Annotated in this window: 21 protein-coding genes and 1 pseudogene; 14 read left to right on the top strand and 8 right to left on the bottom strand. The window is 69.0% G+C overall.

The genetic code is table 11. The features are described from left to right. Nucleotides 1-285 precede the first annotated feature (285 nt). From ACH4OA_RS11035 to ACH4OA_RS11020, 4 genes and pseudogenes are all read left to right on the top strand, one after another. A complete protein-coding gene (locus ACH4OA_RS11035) occupies nucleotides 286-2106 on the top strand; it encodes a DUF262 domain-containing protein (RefSeq protein WP_397968684.1) in 1821 nt (606 codons plus the stop codon). A gap of 289 nt (nucleotides 2107-2395) precedes the next feature. After that, a protein-coding gene (locus ACH4OA_RS11030; RefSeq protein ID WP_397968682.1) for an IS5 family transposase occupies nucleotides 2396-3327 on the top strand; the annotation gives its coding sequence in 2 pieces (ribosomal slippage) (nucleotides 2396-2761 and nucleotides 2764-3327; 930 coding nt in all). A gap of 143 nt (nucleotides 3328-3470) precedes the next feature. After that, nucleotides 3471-3740 (top strand): annotated as a pseudogene (locus tag ACH4OA_RS11025) (transposase family protein); the annotation flags it as partial. 230 nt (nucleotides 3741-3970) lie between these two features. After that, nucleotides 3971-4402, top strand: coding sequence for a transposase family protein (locus tag ACH4OA_RS11020; protein WP_397968680.1), 432 nt, complete (start codon nucleotides 3971-3973; stop codon nucleotides 4400-4402). A gap of 415 nt (nucleotides 4403-4817) precedes the next feature. On the opposite strand, the gene ACH4OA_RS11015 is transcribed toward ACH4OA_RS11020, so the two are convergent. Together ACH4OA_RS11015 and ACH4OA_RS11010 are read right to left on the bottom strand one after the other, a co-directional pair. Next, entirely contained in the window at nucleotides 4818-5309 is a 492-nt protein-coding gene (locus ACH4OA_RS11015; protein WP_397968678.1) for a hypothetical protein, read from the bottom strand. A 72-nt stretch (nucleotides 5310-5381) separates the two neighbouring features. Next, a complete protein-coding gene (locus ACH4OA_RS11010; protein WP_397968676.1) occupies nucleotides 5382-5933 on the bottom strand; it encodes a flavoprotein in 552 nt (183 codons plus the stop codon). 117 nt (nucleotides 5934-6050) lie between these two features. Between ACH4OA_RS11010 and ACH4OA_RS11005 the strand changes: the two genes are divergently transcribed. Beyond that, nucleotides 6051-7235 carry a helix-turn-helix domain-containing protein gene (locus tag ACH4OA_RS11005; RefSeq protein WP_397968675.1) on the top strand — a complete coding sequence of 395 codons (1185 nt, stop codon included), beginning with the start codon at nucleotides 6051-6053 and terminating at the stop codon, nucleotides 7233-7235. Between the two features lie 425 nt (nucleotides 7236-7660). On the opposite strand, the gene ACH4OA_RS11000 is transcribed toward ACH4OA_RS11005, so the two are convergent. The 5 genes from ACH4OA_RS11000 to phoU all read right to left on the bottom strand — a co-directional run bounded on the left by ACH4OA_RS11000 (nucleotide 7661) and on the right by phoU (nucleotide 9759). Beyond that, nucleotides 7661-7945, bottom strand: a complete 285-nt coding sequence (locus ACH4OA_RS11000) for a hypothetical protein (RefSeq protein WP_397968673.1) — start codon at nucleotides 7943-7945, stop codon at nucleotides 7661-7663. Further along, nucleotides 7942-8220 (bottom strand): CopG family transcriptional regulator, encoded by a 279-nt coding sequence (locus ACH4OA_RS10995; protein WP_397968671.1) that lies wholly within the window; start codon nucleotides 8218-8220, stop codon nucleotides 7942-7944. Before ACH4OA_RS10995 ends, ACH4OA_RS11000 begins: the two co-directional genes overlap by 4 nt. Before the next feature lie 54 nt (nucleotides 8221-8274). Further along, nucleotides 8275-8523 carry an SCO4226 family nickel-binding protein gene (locus ACH4OA_RS10990; protein WP_365881115.1) on the bottom strand — a complete coding sequence of 83 codons (249 nt, stop codon included), beginning with the start codon at nucleotides 8521-8523 and terminating at the stop codon, nucleotides 8275-8277. 128 nt (nucleotides 8524-8651) lie between these two features. After that, the gene (locus ACH4OA_RS10985) at nucleotides 8652-8807 is read right to left on the bottom strand and encodes a hypothetical protein (protein WP_397942522.1); all 156 of its coding nucleotides are present in this window, start codon (nucleotides 8805-8807) and stop codon (nucleotides 8652-8654) included. 262 nt (nucleotides 8808-9069) lie between these two features. Next, complete coding sequence (gene phoU, locus ACH4OA_RS10980) at nucleotides 9070-9759, bottom strand: phosphate signaling complex protein PhoU (protein WP_365941519.1); 690 nt, start codon at nucleotides 9757-9759, stop codon at nucleotides 9070-9072. Nucleotides 9760-10139: 380 nt separating this feature from the next. On the opposite strand from phoU, the gene ACH4OA_RS10975 reads away from it, so the two are divergent. Together ACH4OA_RS10975 and ACH4OA_RS10970 are read left to right on the top strand one after the other, a co-directional pair. Further along, nucleotides 10140-11438, top strand: a complete 1299-nt coding sequence (locus ACH4OA_RS10975; protein WP_365872393.1) for an ATP-binding protein — start codon at nucleotides 10140-10142, stop codon at nucleotides 11436-11438. Then, nucleotides 11435-12115 (top strand): response regulator transcription factor, encoded by a 681-nt coding sequence (locus ACH4OA_RS10970; protein WP_030612283.1) that lies wholly within the window; start codon nucleotides 11435-11437, stop codon nucleotides 12113-12115. Before ACH4OA_RS10975 ends, ACH4OA_RS10970 begins: the two co-directional genes overlap by 4 nt. A 441-nt stretch (nucleotides 12116-12556) precedes the next feature. Here ACH4OA_RS10970 and ACH4OA_RS10965 read toward each other — a convergent pair whose 3' ends face one another. Next, on the bottom strand, nucleotides 12557-13249 hold the full coding sequence (locus ACH4OA_RS10965) for a DUF461 domain-containing protein (protein WP_397968669.1): 693 nt from the start codon (nucleotides 13247-13249) through the stop codon (nucleotides 12557-12559). A 615-nt stretch (nucleotides 13250-13864) separates the two neighbouring features. Between ACH4OA_RS10965 and ACH4OA_RS10960 the strand changes: the two genes are divergently transcribed. From ACH4OA_RS10960 to ACH4OA_RS10930, 7 genes are all read left to right on the top strand, one after another. Further along, nucleotides 13865-14347, top strand: a complete 483-nt coding sequence (locus ACH4OA_RS10960; RefSeq protein WP_003953493.1) for a CarD family transcriptional regulator — start codon at nucleotides 13865-13867, stop codon at nucleotides 14345-14347. A gap of 285 nt (nucleotides 14348-14632) precedes the next feature. Next, nucleotides 14633-15385: a 2-C-methyl-D-erythritol 4-phosphate cytidylyltransferase gene (ispD, locus tag ACH4OA_RS10955; RefSeq protein ID WP_397942526.1), complete on the top strand. Its 753-nt coding sequence runs from the start codon at nucleotides 14633-14635 to the stop codon at nucleotides 15383-15385. Further along, entirely contained in the window at nucleotides 15375-15869 is a 495-nt protein-coding gene (ispF, locus tag ACH4OA_RS10950) for a 2-C-methyl-D-erythritol 2,4-cyclodiphosphate synthase (protein WP_365872399.1), read from the top strand. The genes ispD and ispF overlap by 11 nt, the downstream gene beginning before the upstream one ends. 57 nt (nucleotides 15870-15926) lie before the next feature. Beyond that, a complete protein-coding gene (locus ACH4OA_RS10945; RefSeq protein ID WP_365872401.1) occupies nucleotides 15927-16331 on the top strand; it encodes a PPOX class F420-dependent oxidoreductase in 405 nt (134 codons plus the stop codon). 102 nt (nucleotides 16332-16433) lie between these two features. Continuing rightward, the gene (gene cysS / locus ACH4OA_RS10940) at nucleotides 16434-17837 is read left to right on the top strand and encodes a cysteine--tRNA ligase (RefSeq protein WP_397968667.1); all 1404 of its coding nucleotides are present in this window, start codon (nucleotides 16434-16436) and stop codon (nucleotides 17835-17837) included. Nucleotides 17838-17926: 89 nt separating this feature from the next. Further along, on the top strand, nucleotides 17927-18868 hold the full coding sequence (gene rlmB, locus ACH4OA_RS10935; protein WP_397968665.1) for a 23S rRNA (guanosine(2251)-2'-O)-methyltransferase RlmB: 942 nt from the start codon (nucleotides 17927-17929) through the stop codon (nucleotides 18866-18868). A 149-nt stretch (nucleotides 18869-19017) separates the two neighbouring features. Next, nucleotides 19018-20733 carry a DoxX family membrane protein gene (locus tag ACH4OA_RS10930; protein WP_397968663.1) on the top strand — a complete coding sequence of 572 codons (1716 nt, stop codon included), beginning with the start codon at nucleotides 19018-19020 and terminating at the stop codon, nucleotides 20731-20733. Nucleotides 20734-20785 lie beyond the last annotated feature (52 nt).

The raw sequence follows: 20785 nt of genomic DNA, 5'->3' as shown, positions 1-20785 counted from the left end.
GATCACTCGCGCCAAAACAGCTCCAGCCCAAAGCCGCTCCACCGACCTCTATAGGTGCCATCCGCTGGCGTTCCTGACACTACTGTCTGACCCCTTGACAAATGCGCGGGGCGAAACGCTTTGGCGAGCCACAGGAGGACTGTGCCCAGCCTGACAGCACTGAGTAGCACTGCTGGCCCCGCGCTACAACGTGTCGAGCCGTCGTCACTCGGGTACCTATGCGTGTCCTTGGACTTGCGGTACAGTGCAGCCGTCGTAAATCGTGATGAAACTTGGGGGTTGGGGATGTCCGAGGCAGCTTCGAACAATGAGCTGATTCCCATTGAGAGCCAGACAAAGACTATACAGACATGCTTTCAACAGTGCCTGTACGAGGTTCCTAATTTTCAGCGCCCCTACAGCTGGTCACAGGAGCAACTTACCGATTTTTGGGACGACGTCATTTTGGCAAAAGGTGACTTTTTCTTCGGGTCCACCGTCACGTGGGTAAGCGAGAAAAGGGATCTATTTAACGACACGTATTCAATCATCGACGGCCAACAAAGGTTGACCACGAGCGCGATTCTCCTGTCGGTTGTGCGTGACGCATTCAACGATTTGACCATCAAGTATGCTGGCACCGAAGACTTCAGCAAGAAGGTTGCTGATAGCCAGGCAGCTACTACCCAGAAATACTTGATGGTTGAAGATGACGACGGCAAAAGTCATCCCGTTCTGCGCCGACCTGAAAAAATGTTCTACGAAGTGATCCAGAACCCGAATGCCATTCCATCCGGAGCAAAGTGGAATGGGAGTGCTGTGCGAATCGGAGAGGCGCGAGCTTTCTTTGAGTCGAAGATTCTCGCGGCCATCAAGGAGCTTACGCCAAATGAGCAGGTCGAGCACCTTAAGTGGATTCGGTCAAACGCCTTGAAGGCGCGAGTAATCCAGGTAGAATTGGCGTCCGAGGAAGATGGGTTTTTGGTATTCGAGACATTGAACACGCGCGGAGCAGATCTGCGACTTTCGGACCTCGTTAAGAACCTCTTGATCCGCGGAGCCACTACAGACTCGGACGATCGGCAAGCTATCGCGGATCGTTGGGATCGACTCGTCGACCGTGTTCAACTGGATCGCGCGAACACGGACGTTGTGGACAGATTCATTTGGCAGTCCTGGAACTCGCGACGCGAGGCGGTAAAAGAGCCAGAATTGTTCAAGGTAATTAGACGCTTTGTGGATGACAGTCCAGCCGCACACCTCTCATATCTGCAGGAACTTGAACGGGATACGGAAACCTACGAGTGGCTAGAGGCTGAACATATCCAAGTCCAGCCAAAAGTCTCTGGCATACGTAACGCTTTCGCGGTCCCAGAGTTTGTTGATAGCGTCCGCGCACTTGCAATCTTCAATGTTTCTGTAGCCAACTCCACTATCCTTGCCGTAGCGCGCAAGTTTCGAGAAACGAGATTGATAAAGCAAGCACAGGTCATTGAAGTCTTGAGGCTTGTTGAATCTTTCCACTTCCAGTACACTGCTTTGACGAACAGTGGTTCGACTGGTGGTACGCGAGGTCGGTATAACCGTTTCGCCGTTCGCTTGGAGGAGGCCACATCTGCCAGTGACGTGGCGTTGGCTATCCAAGACTTGAAAGAAAAACTTCGTGCCAGCCTGCCTGATCGCACGAGAGCTCGCCAAGCATTTTGTTCCTTGTTCTATGCGCCCTCACTTCAACTGACTCAGGCACAGAAGTCTCGATCTCGCAAGATCTTTATCGCTTACGTACTCATGTCGTTCGCGAAGCTGGAAGGCTTGCTGCCGGCGGGACAGAACCTTACGACCTGGTCGATAGAGCACATCAAGCCGCAGGCAACAGCGTCGGCGAACTATCGCGATCCGGTCTACTCGATTGGCAATCTCACGCTGCTCACCACTCGACTTAACAGTTCCCTTGGAGACGCTCCGTTGTCATCCAAGGCTGCGGCACTTAAGAAGGGGAGAGCGTATTTCGATTCGGAACTTGCCAAGTGGAAAGAAAGTGCCACGATTTTTCCGTCTGACGCCCAGATTGAGGCAAGAGCGCGTTTGTTGGCGGACGACGCGTTGGACCGTGTCTGGAACCTATAGGCGCAGGGCGGCCTCCGAGTCGGCATTATCGATGCATAGCTTCAACCCGATCAATTAGAGTTCTTCAGTGCAGCAGTCGAGTTCAGCACCCGCCCAAGCACGCTGGCCGTTGAACACGTCATAACTCCCTAGGCTGGCCCTGCCAGCCTCCACAACCGGTCCGTCCATTGTTCGTATCGCCGGCCCCTGACATCCACGTCCGACAGCAACGATGCGGGACGAAGGGGACACTAGGAACTGTTTCTCGGATCTCCTTACCTGGGTGAGGTGTTGAGGCCATGCTGGCTGCATGGGCCGTGGGGATTTGACGAATGCGGAGTGGGATCGGCTGGAGTCGTTCTTGCCTCGTGGTGGTGCGCGTGGTGGTCGGTGGAGTGACCACCGGCGGGTGATCAACGGGGTTCTCTACCGTGTGCGGACCGGCGTGCAGTGGCGGGATCTGCCCGAGCGGTTCGGGCCGTGGGAGACGGTCTACAAACGACATCGCCGCTGGTCGGCTGATGGGACCTGGCAGATGCTGCTGTCCCGCATTCAGGCAGCCGAGGACGCCGCGGGTGGGATCGACTGGGACGTGTCGGTGGACTCGACAGCAGTACGAGTCCACCAGCACGCCGCCGGTGCGAGGAAGGCTCCTCCGGCCGCCATTTCTCAAAAGGGGGCCGTGCGGGGGACGAACCAGGTCGATCCGGTACTGCGGAAACTGGTCGCCCGTCTGGAGGAGGTGGTCAGATCGGCGAGTGTCTGGGACGTTCCCGCGGCGGATTCACTACCAAGATCCACCTTGCCGCCGAGGGGCGATGCCGACCCCTCGGCCTCGTCCTGACACCCGGACACTACGGTGACGGACCCCAGCTCGAGCGGGTCCTGGAGCAGGTATCGGTGCCCCGGACCGGAGTCGGCCGGCCTCGCACCCGGCCCGACCGGGTCCTGGCCGACAAGGCCTACACATCCCGCAGAAACCGCCGCTACCTGCGACGACGCGGTATCCCGCACACGATTCCCGAACGCCTCGACCAGCAAAGACACCGCAAGAACCGAGGCTCCCGAGGCGGTCGCCCCACCGGCTTCGACAGCGAGCGCTACAAGAAACGCAACACGGTCGAACGCACCATCAACCGCCTCAAGGGCTTCCGGGCCGTCGCCACCCGCTACGAGAAACGCGCCTACATCTACCTCGGTACCGTCACGCTCGCAGCACTCGTCATCTGGCTCAGAACATGATCCGAGAAACAGTGCCTAGTGCTCTCCTCCGACCTCAGCGGTGCCAGACCGCCCAGTAAGAGACCGTTCCAGATCGAACTCCTAGCGAGCTCGTGCACGGTAGGCGGTGAGACGTCGAGCTTTCGATCGTCGATCATGGTCGTGTGGTGGTGGGGAACGCGTCTCGTGCAGCGATCATCAGCGACCGGAGGATCACGGGCCTGTCGGCCGACGTGATTGGCGAACTGGTAGCCGAGCTAGGGCCGTTGTGGCACGAGCGACACCAGGCCAAGCTCGCGTCGCGGCCGCGGAAGCGTGCTGTGGGCGGGGGTGCGAAGCACCGGCTGGTGTTCGTCGACCGGCTCCTGGCGACGCTCGTGCATCTGCGCCACGGGGTCACTCATGACGTGCTGGCCTGCTGGTTCGGTGTGGACCGCTCCACCATCACCCGTGCCATCGGCGAGGTGCGTCCCCTGCTCGCCGGGCGAGGGTGCACCGTCAGCTCGGGTGTGCGGTTGCGGACCCTGGCCGAGGTCGTCCACCACCTCGGTGCCGACGGGAAGATGGGGATCATCGACGGAACCGAGATCCGTGTCCGCCGGCCGGCCGCAAGGACCGGGACAGGTTCATCTCCGGCAAGAGCAGGCAGAACGCCGTCAAGACCATGGTCGTCACGGACGGGAACGGCCGCGTGCTGTTCTGCAGCCCGACCAGGCCCGGCAGCTGCGCGGACATCACCCAGGCCCGCCAGTCAGGGCTGGTCCAGCTCCTGGCCGACGGGCCGGCGGTCGACATCCTTGCCGACGCCGGCTACCAGGGCCTGGGCGCCCAGACCGGCGGGCGCGTGATCACGCCCCCGCACCGCAAGTTCAAGAAGAACGCCCCGGACTGGTACGAGGAAATGCACGAGCGGCAGCGCAAAGCGCACTCCTCGCGACGTATCCGGGTCGAGCACGGCATCGCCCACCTGAAGAACTGGCGGGCACTCGCCCGCCACCTCGGCCGCCGCGAACACATCAGCGATATCGTCCAGGCCGTCGCCGGCCTGCTGTCCCACCAGCAGACCGCGGACCTGACCTCGGCACGGCAGATGTGAACGCCAACCCCCGCCGAAGCCCTCGACGTCTCGCCCCCTACCGTGCACGAACTCGCTAGAGCGGTTTCAGGCAGTCCGGGATGCCTTCGTTGATGTTGCGTACGGCTCCCTCGACAGCCTTGTGGCATAGGTTCCCGACCGCTCCTTACGAGAGGAGATGCCGCTCAAGTCTGGGCCTTCTCTGGGCCGGCGGAGGCCGCTCGACAGTGGCCAAGGATGACCAATGACGACCACCAGCCGCACGAGCCCACCGCACCTGATCAGGGAAAACCCAGCTCACCAAGATCCCCGGCAAGACCCATGGGAAGAAGAAGTAGCCCCGGCTGGCTGGTGAGCCCCCTTCCCGCGGATTGTCCTGCGGGAAGGGGGCTTCCCTCTGCCGCCTCCCTGATCAGGCGCCCGGCAGTGGCAAAGCTCATCCCCTGCGGGTCGCCCCGTTCGGCCAGATGACGTCCACGGGGAGGTCTGCGGTTCGTGTTTGGAGGACGGTGTCGGCGGTGCCGCCGCCCTTGCCGTTCGGCGGCTTTCCGTCCCAGACGGCCACGAGCCGGTCGGCGCGTTCGATGAGGACGGTGTTGGCGGCCTCGTACGCCTGCCGGTCGGCGGTGTCGTACGGGAGGACCAGGACTTCGCCGGCGGACTCGACCAGGCGGTCGAAGAGGGGCGCGTGGTCGGGCTTGACCTTGTTGCGGCGGTAGTCCCGCGAGGGGATGACGACACTGAGGCGCCCGCCGAGGGCGAGAACGGCTTCGGCGAACAGGGAGTCGGCGCCCTTGGCGATACAGGAGATGCCGACGAGGCGGCCGTCATCGGCGTACTGCTCAAGCAGGTGCTCCAGGGCGGCACGGACCAGGGGGACGGTGTCCTCAGTGAGGTCCATGTGTCCGGTCACCGCGAGGGCCGTCACGGTCGGCGTTCTCCTTTTCCGGATCGGTAACCGGCCGCCCTTGGACGGACCGGATAGCGGCAGGCTCCTCGGTTACCGCGCCGCGGCGAGCTCCTCCGTCGCGTCCAGCAGCAGGTGCCATGGATACTCGTGCGGCTTGCCCTGGCCGGGCTGGTTCGGGGTGAATCCGCCGTCGCCGTACAGGACCCGCACCCCCATCGCCCGTAGTTCGGCGACACTCCGTTCGAACTGCCGGTGCTGCGCGTAGGCGGCGTTTACGCAGGGCATCGCCACCATGGGGATGCCCTTGCCGATGGCTTCGGCGACGACACCGACCACGAAGTCCCGAGTGATGCCGAGGGCCCACGCGTTGAGGGTGTTGAACGTAGCGGGCGCGACCGCGATCACATCCGCCTTCGGCCACACGTCCGGCTCTCCGGGCAGCTTGTACGCGCTGCGCACCGGGTGCCCGGTCAGCCGTTCCAACTCGCCGCGCTGCGGCTCCAGCCAGCGGGCCGCAGTCGGGGTCAGGCCCAGACACACGTCGAACCCCCGATCCCGCGCGTCCGCGACGACCTTCGCCACGTCGAGCACCGGCGGAGCTGCGGAACCGAATAGATAGAGGACAGGGCGCGTCGTCGTCATGCATCCATCGGATCACATGCCAACTACTCGCTCCCACGGGTGAGTAAGCCACGGAGGGCAGGTAGCCGTACGACCGCGTGGGTACGGTTCCCGGCGGGTGCTCAGAACGGAGGCCGTATGCCCACACGGGACGAAGACCACACGGGCGCGCGGATCAAGGAACAACGCAGACTGGCCAGACTGACCCAGCGGCAGTTGGCCGAGCGACTTCCCTACTCCTACAGCTATCTCAACCAGGTCGAATGCGGGGCGCGTCCGGCGACCGCCGCGTTCGTCGCCGCCTGTGCCAGAGCCCTCACCATCGACGTCACGGTCCTGACCGGGCAGCCGTACGTGACCGAACTGCAGCGTGACCGTCTCGCGGAACTGGTCCGACCGATCCGTGAATCCCTCGACCTGTACGACCTCGGTCCGAACCCGGACCTGAGCACCCGGCCGGCGCAACAACTCATCGCGGCGGCCGACCACCTCTGCGCCGAAGTGCGGGCAGCCCACTTGCGCAACGCGGCCCGCGACTTGCCGGAACTCATCACCGAGCTGACCCACACGGCATGGTCGGCACCCTCCACCGAACTGTGGCAGGCGCTGGCATCCGCATACCGCACAGCACACGACATCAGCGTCAAACTCGGCTACTACGACCTGTCCGCAGTCGCATTGGACCGCATGGGCTGGGCGGCACGACGCGCTTCCGACGCCTGCCTGGCGGCCGTACGGCAGTACATGCGGGCCCTGGTCTACTTCCGCGAAGGCGAGTACCGGATCGGACAACGCCTCGTTGCTGCCGGGCACGACGTGATCACACAAGAGGAAAGATCCCGGGAGGCACTCGCCGTCACCGGACAACTGCACCTCGGCGGCTCCGTCATCGCCGCCCGAGCCGAACAGCGGTCGGCCGTCGAACAGCACATCACCGAAGCACACCGGATCGCACAGTGCATCGGTGACTCCTCCGACGTGCACTGGCTCAGCTTCGGTCCAGCCAACGTTGCCCTGCACAAGATGTCCGCCGCTGTGGAGATGTGTCAGTACGACGACGCTCTCACGCAAGCCCGGAACGTCGAACTGTCATCTCGTCTGCCCGCTTCCCGCCGCGCCCACTTCCTCATCGACCGGGCCCGCGCAGAGATGGAGACCGGGCACACCGACGCCGCATTGAAGTCACTCGTGGAAGCCCGCCGTCTGGCTCCCGAGCAGACGCGCTACCACCCCGCCGCCCGGGAGACGATCACCGGTCTGGTGCACCAGTCCCGCCGCACCCCGGAAACGCTCCATCACATGGCGGCCTGGGTCGGCCTGTAGGGGCGCTCACAACGCTCGCAAAACTGTGAGCGTTGCTCCACTCGCAGCTTGTCACCCTTTACTCACGCGTCGTCACCGAAATGTGAGGGCGACGAAGTGAGATGCGCCCCGGCGGCCGCGCGAACGGCCCCGGGGCCGGCCAACGCTGCGAAGGAGCGTCGACATGGCGAACGCTACATGCCCGCCCGAGGACGATCGGCCTGCCGCCAAGATGACGATCAGGGTGTACCAGGTGGACCGCCACGGCACGGTCACACGGGAGTGCGGCACGGTCACCGTCTCGCCCGCCGAAGAGCCACCGCCGTTCAGCTCCGCCTTCCCTTCCTGCGAGTGCCTGGGCTGCCGAAGCGGCAAGGTGGCTGGCCGGTGACTCAATACCTGGGGAAGCGGGTTGCGGTGCTTCTCGTGGAGACCCAGGGCACCGCTCACGGGGTCGTCCCGGCGTCGGAGGTGGTGTCGGTCAGCCGGGAGCGCTTGGCCGTTACCGCCTCGGAGGCGACGGGACCGTGCACCTTGTCGAAGTCCGCGATCAGTTCGGCGAGGTCGGCCCGCTCGATCCGGCGTTGTGCCGCATTCGACGGGTACGCCGGGACACCCCACTTGCGGGCCCGTTCGCGGATGGCTCGCACGGTGCCGGCGGTCAGGGGGCGGAGGCGCCGCCCGAATCCCTTGGCCGAGAGCCGGCGGACGTAGCGCATGAAGTCCGTCATAGAGGCAGGTCGTCGGGCAGGACGCGGGATGCCTTGGGCCGGCCCAGGGGCCGTGCCGCACGGACGTCACGGACCTCGGCCTTGGACGCCGTACGTCCCGGTCCCTCGAAGGTGCGGGAGAACAGCGGCTCGTCCCAGACGCGATGCGCCATCGCCGTGAGGTGGATCCCCTGCCGGATGATCTCCGCCTCGCTTATGCCCCGGCGCTTGGCCGCCTCCTTGATGATGGCCAGGTCCTCGGGGTCGGCATAGACGTTCGTGCGCTTCAGGGACATTCGCCGAGAGTAGTGCGTGTACCACTTTGTGTAGGAGCGTGCGCCCCCGGTCGCTCACGCCTCCAGCGGCACCGGATGCACCTCGTCCGCCCGGTGGCCCGCGCGTTCGTGGACGCGTTGGACCGCTTCGGCCGAGGGGGCCTCGGAGAGGCAGTAGACCGTGCCGGACTCCGGGTCCGCCCAGGCGTGTTCGAAGTGCACGGACTCGTCCTTCTCGACGGCCAGGTCGGCCTGGTGCGCCTCCATGAGCTGGTCGGCCGTGATGCCCCGCATGCCGCGGTGGATGTCGATGAACCTGGCCATGACCGTACGCCTTCCGGTTGCTTCCCCCGTGTCCATGCTGCGCCCGGCCGGCGGGCACGGCATCCGGTGCGCCCGGTACGGCGGAGGGCTGGTGTGAACCTCGTTCACACCAGCCCCTGGGTCGTCGCTCAGCCGCACTGGCAGGGGTTGCCCGACTGGCACCCGCAGCCGCAGCCCGAGCCGCAGCCGCACGCACCGAACAGCGGCAGGCTCCTGATCTCGGCGGACTGCTCGGTGTCGCGCTCCTGCGTCGGGTCGGACGTGGTGCCGGGGGATTCGGCCATGGGTCCCTCCTATACCTCGGGGCAGGGGTGCCCTCGCCCATTCCATGCCCGACCGGCCGGGCGCATCAACGGCGCACGGAGGCGCCCGGCGGCAGGACCACCGGGCAGCGGAGCGTCCGGCAGCAGCGTGGCCGGCGGCCGTCGACCGTCTTGCGCGCCGACCGCCGGCCACCCGCACACTGGCACCGGCACCGGCACCGGCACACCCGCGCACCCCCACACCGGCGCCGTGAGACCCTCCAGCCGCCCGCCCCTCGGAGGGCTACGCGCCCTCCACCCCCGTGGCCGGCTGGATGTCCGGCTGGAGTTCGTCCGCGTGTTCGCCGGTGACCAGGTAGACGACGCGCTTGGCGACGGCCACGGCGTGGTCGGCGTACCGCTCGTAGTAGCGGCCCAGCAGCGTGACGTCCACGGCCGTCTCGATGCCGTGCTTCCAGCGCTCGTCGATCAGGTGCTGGAAGAGCGTGCGGTGCAGCAGGTCCATCTCGTCGTCGTCCTGCTCCAGCTGGAGCGCGAGGTCGACGTCCTTGGTCACGATCACCTCGGCCGCCTTCGCCATCAGCCGCTGCGCGAGCTGGCCCATCTCCAGGATGGTGGCGTGCAGGTCCTGCGGAACGGCACGGGCCGGGAACCGCAGCCGCGCCAGCTTCGCCACGTGCTGGGCGAGGTCCCCGGAGCGCTCCAGGTCGGCGGACATGCGCAGCGACGTGACGACTATGCGCAGGTCCGTCGCGACCGGCTGCTGCCGGGCCAGCAGGGCTATCGCCCGGGCCTCCAGGTCGTGCTGGAGTTCGTCGACCTTCTGGTCGGCCTCGATCACGCTCTCGGCCAGCTTCAGATCGGCGTCGAGGATGGCGGTCGTGGCGCGCCCGATGGCCGACCCGACCAGCCGGGCCATCTCCACCAGTCCGTCGCCGATCGAGTCCAGTTCCTCGTGGTACGCGTCCCGCATTGTCGGTTCCCTCTCGTGCGTCGTCGTTCGGGGGTCTCGGGGTCCCGGGTCTCGGCTGCCTGGAGATCTCGGATCCGATGAGATCCCGGAGGCGATGAGATCCCGGGTGCTCGGAGATCCCGGATGCTCGGAAAGCTCGGAAATCTCGGGTGCTCGGAGATCTCGGGTGTCCTGTGGGTTCGGGCGCGGTCACGTCATGTGTGCGCCCCTGGTGAAACCGGCGGTACGACCCCCACGTTCCACGCTGTGCCCCGTACGCGTCTGTTTCCGCCACCCCGAATGAACCAGTGCTGGCTCCCAGGTGAACTCTGGGCGACGAGTGTTCGAGGTCGCCCCTCGGCGGCTGTGGGCATGTCGTACCCCATGCCTAACCTTGAGGCATGGACGTGAACGCGGCGGTCGCCGCAGCGGCAGCGATCGCCGGGGTGCTCACCGGCGTCATCGCCATGCTGGCGTTCCGCTGGAGCGAACGCGACCAGAAGCGACCCACCAGGACTTCCTTGCACACCGATCCCGTACTCCCGCCCGGCGTGGACACCGTGCTGTCGGTGCTCCGCTCCTCCGCCGTCGTCCTCGACGAGGCCGACGCCGTGGTCAAGGCCAGCTCCGCCGCCTACGCCCTCGGGCTGGTGCGCGGCGGCAAGCTGTCCGTGGACCCCATGCTCCAGATGGCCCGGGACACCAGACGCGACGGCGAGATACGCCAGGTCGAGCTGGACCTGCCCCGGCGCGGCACCGGCCGCGGCGAGGCCCTGGCCGTCTCGGCGCGCGTGGCCCCGCTCGGTTCCCGCCTGGTGCTGCTGCTGGTCGAGGACCTGACCGAGGCCCGCAGGATCGAGGCGGTACGACGCGACTTCGTGGCGAACGTCAGCCATGAGCTGAAGACGCCCGTCGGCGCGCTCTCCCTGCTCTCGGAGGCCGTCATGGACGCCTCCGACGATCCCGAGGCCGTACAGCGCTTCGCGGGCCGCATGCAGATCGAGGCGACCCGCCTGACCAACCTGGTCCAGGAGCTGATCGACCTCTCCCGGGTGCAGAACGACGACCCGCTGGAGGATGCCGAGCCCGTCCGGGTGGACGAGCTGGTCGCCGAGGCCATCGACCGCTGCCGCCACCAGGCCGGCACCAAGCAGATCACCATGGCCTCGAACGTGTGGACCGCCGAAGGGCCCGACCAGGGCGGCGGGCGCGGCGAGGCCGACGTGGAGGACCTGCGCGTCTGGGGCAACCGGGGGCAGCTGGCCGCCGCCCTCGGCAATCTGGTCGAGAACGCCGTGAACTACTCCCCGGCCCGCACCCGCGTCGGGATCGTCGCCCGGCGGATCGCCGCCCCGGGCGGTGACATGATCGAGCTGGCCGTCACCGACCAGGGCATCGGCATCTCCGACAGGGACAAGGAGCGCATCTTCGAGCGCTTCTACCGCGTCGACCCCGCCCGCTCCCGGGCCACCGGCGGCACCGGTCTCGGTCTCGCGATCGTCAAGCACGTGGTCGCCTCGCACGGCGGGGAGGTCACGGTCTGGAGCGCCGAGGGCCAGGGCTCCACCTTCACCCTCAGGCTGCCGGAGGCGGGCGCGGCCCGCGACCGCGCACAGCAGCACCCCGGCCTCGACGACGAGGCCGGCCTCACCGACTCATCCCCGTACGCTTCGCTTCCCGCCCCGGAGGTCCTTCCGTGACCCGTGTGCTCGTCGTCGAGGACGAGGAGTCCTTCTCCGACGCCCTGTCGTACATGCTCCGCAAGGAGGGCTTCGAGGTCGCCGTCGCGGCGACCGGTCCCGACGGTCTGGACGAGTTCGAGCGCAACGGCGCCGATCTGGTCCTCCTCGACCTGATGCTGCCGGGCCTGCCCGGCACCGAGGTCTGTCGCCAGTTGCGCGGCCGTTCCAACGTCCCGGTGATCATGGTGACCGCCAAGGACAGTGAGATCGACAAGGTCGTCGGTCTCGAAATAGGAGCCGACGACTACGTCACCAAGCCGTTCTCCTCGCGGGAACTGGTCGCCCGTATCCGCGCGGTGCTGCGCCGGCGCGGCGAGCCGGAGGAGGTCGCCCCGGCCGCGCTGGAGGCGGGTCCGGTCCGCATGGACGTCGACCGCCACGTGGTCACCGTCGCCGGCTCCAAGGTCGACCTTCCGCTGAAGGAGTTCGACCTGCTGGAGATGCTGCTGCGCAACGCGGGCCGCGTGCTCACCCGCATGCAGCTCATCGACCGCGTCTGGGGCGCCGACTACGTGGGCGACACCAAGACCCTGGACGTCCACGTCAAGCGCCTGCGCGCCAAGATCGAGCCGGACCCGGGCGCGCCGCGGTACCTGGTGACGGTCCGGGGCCTGGGCTACAAGTTCGAGCCGTAGGCCGGCGGCCAGCCGTACGGGTACGACGAAGGGCGGCGCCCCCTGGGGGGCGCCGCCCTCGCGTGTACGACCGGCCGGCCGGACCGGAAGCCGCCTGGCCTGCGACCGGTCGGCGGCTGGGTGTCTGGTCTACGGCCGGTCGGCGGCTGGGTGTCTGGTCTACGGCCGGTCGGCGGCTGCGTGCCTGTCCTGCGGCCGGGTCACGGCGCCGGACGCCTGCAATACGTACGGCCGACGCCGGACGCCTGCAATACGTACGGCCGGGACGGTATCGCCGGCCCGCGACCGGCCGGGGCCGGGCGACGAGCCGTCCCGCGACCGGCCGGGGCCGCATGCCGAGATCTACGACCAACCGGGGTCTACGACCAGCCGGAGGCCGGCTGAGCCGCTCCAGGACCGGTCGGCCCCGGCCGGCCCGCCCCGGCCCGCAGAAGCCGCTGCTCAGTGCCCCGCGGCCGACTGCGACGCCGAGTCGAGCGGGGTCGCGGGCGTACCGGAGGCGCTGCCGGACGGGGACGCCTCGCCGGTCTTGCCCGGCTTGGCGCTGCCGGAGGGCTTGGAGCCGGGCGCGCCGCTGCCGGACGCCGAGGCGGACGCCGGAGCCGACGCCGAGGCGGACGGGATGTCGGACGGGCCCCACTTGCCGAAGTAGCTGGTGGCCGGGACCACGAACGCGCGCAGGGTCACCTTGCCGGCCTTGCTGAAGGTGAAGGTGACCTTCTCGGCGTTGCCGTCCTGGACGGCCTCCCGGCCGCTGGGCAGGGACGCGGAGGCGTTGTCCTTGCCGCCGAGCAGCAGCGAGCCGCCCGCCGGGATGGTCAGGCTCTGGCCCTTGGCGGGCTTCAGCTCGGCGGACGTGCCGTTGCCCCCCACGGTGACGGACTGGAGGGTCTCGGCGCTGCGGCCGTTGTTGAACACGGCCGCGGAGACCACCGCCGGACCCGTCGACTTCAGGTCGGGCTGGGTGATGACCACGGCGTTCTGGATCTTGATGGTGCCCACCTGGATCGCCGCGTTGTCCGGCTTGACTTCCAGGGTCTGGGCGTTGTTACCGGCGCCGCAGGCGGCGAGCGAGGCGATCGAGAAGGCGATGGCGGAGGCGGCGAGGGCGCCGCGTCGAAGGCTGCTGCTCACGGCGGCGGCAACTCCTTGAACGCGCGGACGGCTCCCCTGATAAAGCCGCCCTAAGTGTCTGTCAGCGGGCTTAGGTTACCGAGCCGTTCCCGGGCGGCCGCACCCGACCCTCCCCCAAGGCCCGGCCTTCCCTCCAGGTGGGGGTACCCGGAGGGGGCCGAGTGACGCCGCGGCCACATTGCGGGGCCGCTCGTCTGTCATTCACATAACGCGACGGCGGGCGCCTCTCGACGGCCCGCGCGGATTTTCCGTGAAGGAATGCGCGACCCTCCCGAAATTGATCACGGGACACCCGACCCGTGGTCGCTGATCAATTTCAGAAACGGCTCACATCCGCCTGCCGCCACCGAACGGAGTAGTGGAAGTCGCACGCTTGAGGCGGGACGAACCGGGACGTTCCGCCACTTGGAGCGACCTCCTGGAGCGTGTAACGTACGCGTTTCCCCTTGCCCGCAGAGCCCCTCCGACCTGCGATTACCCGCTTCCGCAGGGGCCCCGCAGCACGTCCCGGTGACTGTTGTCAAGCCCCGAGATATGCCCTGACCTGCGAAAACGCCATTCAGAAGACGCCGTATCCGTGTTACCCTGGATAGCCACGGAAGGGGTACCTGTCACATGACGTTCAAGGTTGGCGACACCGTGGTCTATCCCCATCACGGGGCCGCGCTGATCGAGGCTATCGAAACTCGCCAGATCAAAGGCGTGGACAAGACCTACTTGGTGCTGAAGGTCGCCCAGGGTGACCTCACGGTGCGTGTGCCAGCGGACAATGCGGAGTTCGTCGGCGTGCGTGATGTGGTCGGTCAGGACGGACTGGACCGGGTCTTCGAGGTACTGCGCGCGCCGTATGCCGAGGAGCCCACGAACTGGTCCCGTCGCTACAAGGCAAACCTGGAGAAGCTCGCCTCCGGCGATGTCATCAAGGTCGCGGAAGTCGTGCGTGACCTGTGGCGTCGCGAGCGCGAGCGCGGACTGTCCGCCGGTGAGAAGCGCATGCTCGCCAAGGCCCGCCAGATCCTGGTGAGCGAGCTGGCTCTCGCGGAGAACACGAACGAGGACAAGGCCGAGGCCCTGCTCGACGAGGTGCTCGCCTCCTGACGCGCAGCGGCAGCGAACCCTCGCTTCCGGCACGCTCAGCACAGTGAAGATGCCGCGGTGCCCGATGACACTGATCCTGTCGCCGGGCGCTGCGGCATCTTCGTCCCCGCGGCGCGTGCTCGGTGTCCCCCGGGAAGCCTGCGGATCAACCCCCCGATACTCGACGTGCCGGGCCCGGGCGGATGGCTCGACCAGGGTCACGGAAAGGGTCCGGTCAAGGCGTCGCGCCCGGCACTCCTGAGGCCATACCCACGTAGGTCGAGCACACAAACCTGACAGGAACCGATGTCTGACGAATCGCGCGCCACGCCCGCGCAGAGCCCCGTCGCCGCCGTGATTCCCGCCGCCGGCCGAGGCGTGCGCCTCGGCCCGGGCGCCCCCAAGGCGCTCCGCGCGCTGAACGGCACTCCCATGCTCATCCACGCGGTCCGCGCCCTCGCCGCGTCCCGCCATGTCTCGCTGGTCGTCGTCGTGGCCCCGCCGGAGGGCGCCACCGAGGTCAAGTCGCTGCTGGACGCGCACGCGCTGCCCGAGCGGACGGACTTCCTCGTCGTACCCGGCGGGGAGTCCCGCCAGGAGTCGGTCCGGCTCGGCCTGGAGGCGCTGCCGCCGCAGTACGGGATCGTGCTGGTCCACGACGCGGCCCGGCCGCTCGTCCCGGTCGACACGGTCGACGCGGTCGTCGAGGCCGTACGCGACGGTGCCCCCGCCGTGGTGCCCGCGCTGCCGCTGGCCGACACGGTCAAGGAGGTCGAGCCCGCGGCCGTGCCCGGTGACCCGGAGCCGGTCGCCGGCACACCCGAGCGGGCCCGGCTGCGCGCCGTGCAGACCCCGCAGGGCTTCGACCGGGCCACCCTGGTCCGCGCCCACGAGACCGTCACCGACGAGGTCACCGACGACGCGGGTATGGTCGAGCGGCTGGGGCTGACGGTCGTCGCCGTCCCCGGCCACGAGGAGGCCTTCAAGGTGACCCGCCCGCTGGACCTGGTCCTCGCCGAGGCGGTGCTGGCCCGCAGGAGGCTGACCGATGGCTTCTGAGGCACCGCCGCTTCCCCGGGTCGGCATCGGCACCGACATCCACGCCTTCGAAGAGGGCCGCGAACTGTGGTGCGCGGGCCTGAAGTGGGAGGGCGAGGGACCCGGCCTGGCCGGCCACTCGGACGCCGACGTGGTCGCGCACGCCGCCTGCAACGCGCTGTTCTCCGCCGCCGGACTCGGTGACCTCGGACAGCACTTCGGCACCGGCCGGCCCGAGTGGTCCGGCGCGTCCGGGGTCACGCTGCTCACCGAGGCCGCCCGGATCGTGCGCGCGGCGGGCTTCGCCGTCGGCAACGTCGCCGTCCAGGTGGTCGGGCCCCGGCCGAAGATCGGCAAGCGCCGGGACGAGGCCGAGAAGATCCTGTCCGAGGCGGCCGGCGCGCCCGTGTCCGTCTCCGGCGCCACGACCGACGGCCTGGGCTTCCCGGGCCGGGGCGAGGGCCTGATGGCGGTGGCGACGGCACTCGTCGTGCGGGTGAGCTGAGCGCGTGCGAGGGTACCCTCACGACCACCAGTGATCCCTGGACTCCGGAGGGTGCCCATGTCCGCCGTACTGTCCGACCGCCTGAAGTCCGTGCTCGACGGCAAGGTGTTCATCGTCGTCGGCACCGTCCAGCCCGACGGCAGCCCGCAGCTGTCCCCGGTCTGGGTGACGCGCGACGGCGACGACCTCCTCTTCTCCACCACGGTCGACCGCCGCAAGCACCTGAACCTGGAGCGTGACCCCCGGGTGACGGTCGCCGTCCTCAACCCCGACGAGCCCTACGAGTACGCCGAGATCCGCGGCATCGCCGAGACGACGACGGACGGCGGCCAGGAACTCATCGACGAACTCAGCCGCAAGTACACCGGCAAGGACTACGCCGATTTCAACCCGTCCGCGGGCCAGGACGCCCAGCGGGTGGTGGTCCGGGTCCGGCCGCGGAAGGTGGTCGGGCGCCTGTGAGACGCCGGCCGGCCGGCGCGTGGTAGGCCGGGCCGGGCGGTGCGGTGCGCGTTCCGCCGGGGAAGGCGCATCGCACTGGTCGGCGCCCACTACTCTGGAGTCGTGACGATTCGCCTGTACGACACCAGCGCCCGGCAGATCCGTGACTTCACCCCGCTCAAGCCGGGCTGTGTCTCGATCTACCTGTGTGGCGCCACGGTGCAGGCGGCACCCCATATCGGCCACATCCGCTCGGGCCTGAACTTCGACATCATGCGCCGCTGGTTCGCCTACCGCGGCTACGAGGTGACGTTCATCCGCAACGTCACCGACATCGACGACAAGATCATCGCCAAGAGCCACGAGCAGGGCCGGCCCTGGTGGTCGATCGGCTACGACAACGAGCGCGCGTTCAACGAGGGTTACACCGCCCTCGGCTGCCTGCCGCCGACGTACGAGCCCCGCGCGACCGGCCACGTGCCCGAGATGGTCGAGATGATGCAGCGCCTCATCGAGCGCGGGCACGCCTACGAGGCCGACGGCAATGTCTACTTCGACGTCCGCTCCTTCCCCCGCTACCTGGAGCTGTCCCGCCAGGAGCTGGACAACCTGCTCCAGCCGTCCGGCGACGGCGAGACCGGCAAGCGGGACCCGCGCGACTTCGCCATGTGGAAGGCGGCGAAGCCGGGCGAGCCGACCTGGCCGACCCCGTGGGGCCCCGGCCGCCCCGGCTGGCACCTGGAGTGCTCGGCGATGGCCCACAAGTACCTGGGCTCCGCCTTCGACGTCCACGGCGGCGGCCTGGACCTGATCTTCCCGCACCACGAGAACGAGATCGCCCAGGCCAAGGCCTACGGCGACGACTTCGCGCGGTACTGGGTGCACAACGCCTGGGTCACCATGGCCGGCGACAAGATGTCCAAGTCGCTCGGCAACAGCGTGCTGGTCAGCGAGATGGTCAAGAAGTGGCGTCCGATCGTGCTGCGCTACTACCTGGGCACCCCGCACTACCGCTCCATGATCGAGTACAGCGAGGAGTCCCTGCGCGAGGCCGAGTCCGCGTTCGCGCGGATCGAGGGCTTCGTCCAGCGGGTCACCGAGCTGACCGGGAAGACCGTCGAGCCGGCCGCCGAGGTCCCGCCCGCCTTCGCCGAGGCGATGGACGACGACCTGGGTGTCCCGCAGGCCCTCGCCGTGGTGCACACCACCGTCCGGCAGGGCAACAGCGCGCTCGCCGCCGACGACAAGGACGCCGCCGTGGCCCGGCTCGCCGAGGTGCGCGCCATGCTCGGCGTCCTCGGCCTCGACCCGCTCGACGCGCACTGGGCCGGCGGCGCCGCCGACCGCGGCGAGGACCTCGAAGGCGTGGTCGACAGCCTCGTACGCCTGGTCCTGGACCAGCGCGAGTCCGCCCGCGCCCGCAAGGACTGGGCCACCGCCGACGCCATCCGCGACCAGCTCGGACAGGCCGGGCTGGCCATCGAGGACGGCCCGCAGGGGCCGCGCTGGAGCCTCGGGACGCGCTAGCCGTCCCCTTGATCGATTGTGCCGCCCGGCCCCCCGGGCGGCACACTGCATAAGACGTACGTACGAACGCTCACGAAGACAGGTAGGTCATGGCCGCGAACAACCGTCGCTTGTCCGGCAAGAAGGGCGCGCAGGTCGGCAGTGGCGGCCAGCGGCGCCGGGGCCTGGAGGGCAAGGGCCCGACCCCGCCCGCCGAGATGCGCAAGGGACACGCCAAGCAGCGCGCCGCAGCGGCCAAGGTCCGCCGCGCGCAGACCCGCGCGCCGCAGCGCCGGGGCGGCGGCAGGTCCGCCTCCGAGATGGTCGTCGGCCGCAACCCGGTGGTGGAGGCGCTGCGCGGCGGCGTCCCTGCCTCCACGCTCTACGTCCAGCAGTTCATCGACAACGACGAGCGCGTCCGCGAGGCCCTCCAGCTCGCCGCCGAGCGCGGCGGCATCAACCTCATGGAGGCCCCGCGCCCCGAGCTGGACCGCATGACGAACGGCCTGAACCACCAGGGCCTGGTCCTCCAGGTCCCGCCGTACGAGTACGCGCACCCGGAGGACCTGCTCGACGCCGCCGCCGAGGAGGGCGAGGACCCGCTGGTCGTCGCGCTGGACGGGGTCACCGACCCGCGCAACCTCGGCGCCGTCGTCCGCTCGGTCTGCGCCTTCGGCGGCCACGGCGTGGTCGTCCCCGAGCGCCGCTCGGCCGGTATGACCGCCGGCGCCTGGAAGACCTCCGCCGGCACCGCCGCCCGTACGCCGGTCGCCCGCGCCACCAACCTCACCCGGGTCCTGGAGTCGTACAAGAAGGCCGGTCTCACGGTGGTCGGCCTGGCGGCGGACGGTGAGGCCGAACTCGGCGACCTGGAGGCCCTGAGCGGCCCGGTCGTCATCGTCGTCGGCAGCGAGGGCAAGGGCCTGTCCCGCCTGGTCGGCGAGACCTGCGACATCCGGGTCCGCATCCCGATGCCGGGCGGCGCGGAGTCGCTCAACGCCGGTGTGGCGGCGGGCGTCGTGCTGTACGAGACGGCGCGCATGCGCGGCTGACGAGCGCCCCCGGCGGACCGGACACCCGTCCGGGACGTCACCCGCGCGGGCCGATCCGGGCGTGCGGGTGGCGTCCGGGACGGCTTTGACGCGGTCCGGACACATCGGGCCGGTCAAAGCAGTGTCCTAACACCACGTCACTCTGTTAGATGAGTGTGGACACCAGAACACCCCGCACACCCACGGGGGACCGCTCGTCAGGCTACGACGACGCTCCCGCGCTGAGCATGGTGAAGGTGCCGAGCGATCCGGCGCAGGTCATCGTCAATCACGCCAGTTTCCGCGTGCAGCTGGGCGCGACGGCCAGGGGCGTCCAGTCCCCGCGGATCGCCCGGCACCTGAGCGCCGGCCAGGACACCGCCCGCCAGCCCGTCCTGGGCACCGCGGGCCGGACCGCCGGGCCCGCCGGCCGCCGCCGCCCCGTCGTGTGGAGCGGCAGGTCCGCCCCCGACGACACCGGCGCCCACCGCCTCCTCCAGGCCGTGCGGGGCAGCGTCCGCCACGCCGACGAGCCCGAGCCCGGCGCCACCCAGGTCATCCCGCGCCTCCAGACCGGCTACGCCGACAGCTACGCCGCACTCGACCAGACCGTCGAGACCCCGGTCGTCGGCCACCAGCGCACCGCCCCCGACGCCGACGGCACCCGCCTGCTGCCGCACATGCGCACGGCCACCGGTGCCTACGACCCGCCGGCCGACACCGGCCACGACCCGTACGACGCCTACGCGTACGACGCGTACCCGGCCGGCCCCGGGACCGGCCCGGAGCCGTACACGGACACGGACACGGACACCGTCAGTCTGCGCCCCGCCAGGCGCCAGGGCGACGACCCGGCCCGGCACGCCTACTACCCGGGCCGCCGGATGAACCTGGGCGTGGTCCTCCTCCCGCTGCGCGTCTTCCTGGGCTTCATCTCCGGCTACGCCGGCATGAACAAGCTGTGCGACCCCGTCTACTTCGACGGCGGCGAACGCGGCTCCATGGTCAAGTGGCTGAACACCCTGCACCCGTGGGACGCGGCCGAGCCGCTGCGGCAGTTCGCGCTGCACCACCCGGTCGGCTCCGGCCTGGTCATCGCCTTCCTCCAGGTCGTCGTCGGCGTCCTGACCGTCCTGGGCTGCTGGCAGCGCGTGGCCGCGGCCGTCGGCGCGCTCCTGTCGGCCGCCCTGATCGTCACCGTCAGCTGGAAGACGGTCCAGGTCTACGACGCGCCGGACATCATCTACCTCGCCGCCTGGTCCCCGCTGATCATCGCGGGCGCCCCCGTCTACTCCGTGGACGGCCGGCTCGCGGGCAGCGCCTGGCGCCGGCTCGGCCCCCGCTCCGACATCTGGGAGCTGCGCCGCTACGTGCTGCGCCGCGGCGCGCTGATCACGTCCGTCACCGTGGGCCTGACCCTGCTGATCGGCTCCGTGCTGGGCGGCGCGGTCCGCGACTCCGGCCGCGTGGTCGTCCCCGGACCCGGCGAGGCCCCGCGCAACCAGTTGCCCGGCTCCCCGCTCCCGCAGGAGCCCGGCAAGCGGCCCAGCAAGGCCCCGGCGGCCTCCACCGCCCCGACGGACGGCGCCACGGCCGGCGCGAGTCCCACCGGGTCGGCGACGCCGACCGGTCCGAGCCGCGCCACCACCGGCGCCACCACCGCGGCCCCCAGCCAGACCCAGGGCACCACGGGCCAGGTCCCGCCCCGCCAGAGCGCCCCCACCGGCGGCGGCGCGCCGAGCACCACGGCGGGCCCGACCGGCACGGGCGGCACGAGCACGACCGGCGGCGGCACCACGTCGACGGGCGGCGGCGGTGGCACCAGCACCACGGGCGGCAGCACGGCCACCGGCCAGCCCGGCCTGGTGGGCGGCCTGCTGGGCTGAGGAGCACACCGGCGAAGGGGCCCCGTACCGAGGAGGTACAGGGCCCCTTCCG

It is taken from the genome of Streptomyces sp. NPDC017095, from assembly GCF_044332325.1.
Lineage (GTDB): Bacteria > Actinomycetota > Actinomycetes > Streptomycetales > Streptomycetaceae > Streptomyces.
Note: the sequence above shows the minus strand (reverse complement) of the source record. Positions and strands in the feature narration are given on the sequence as shown.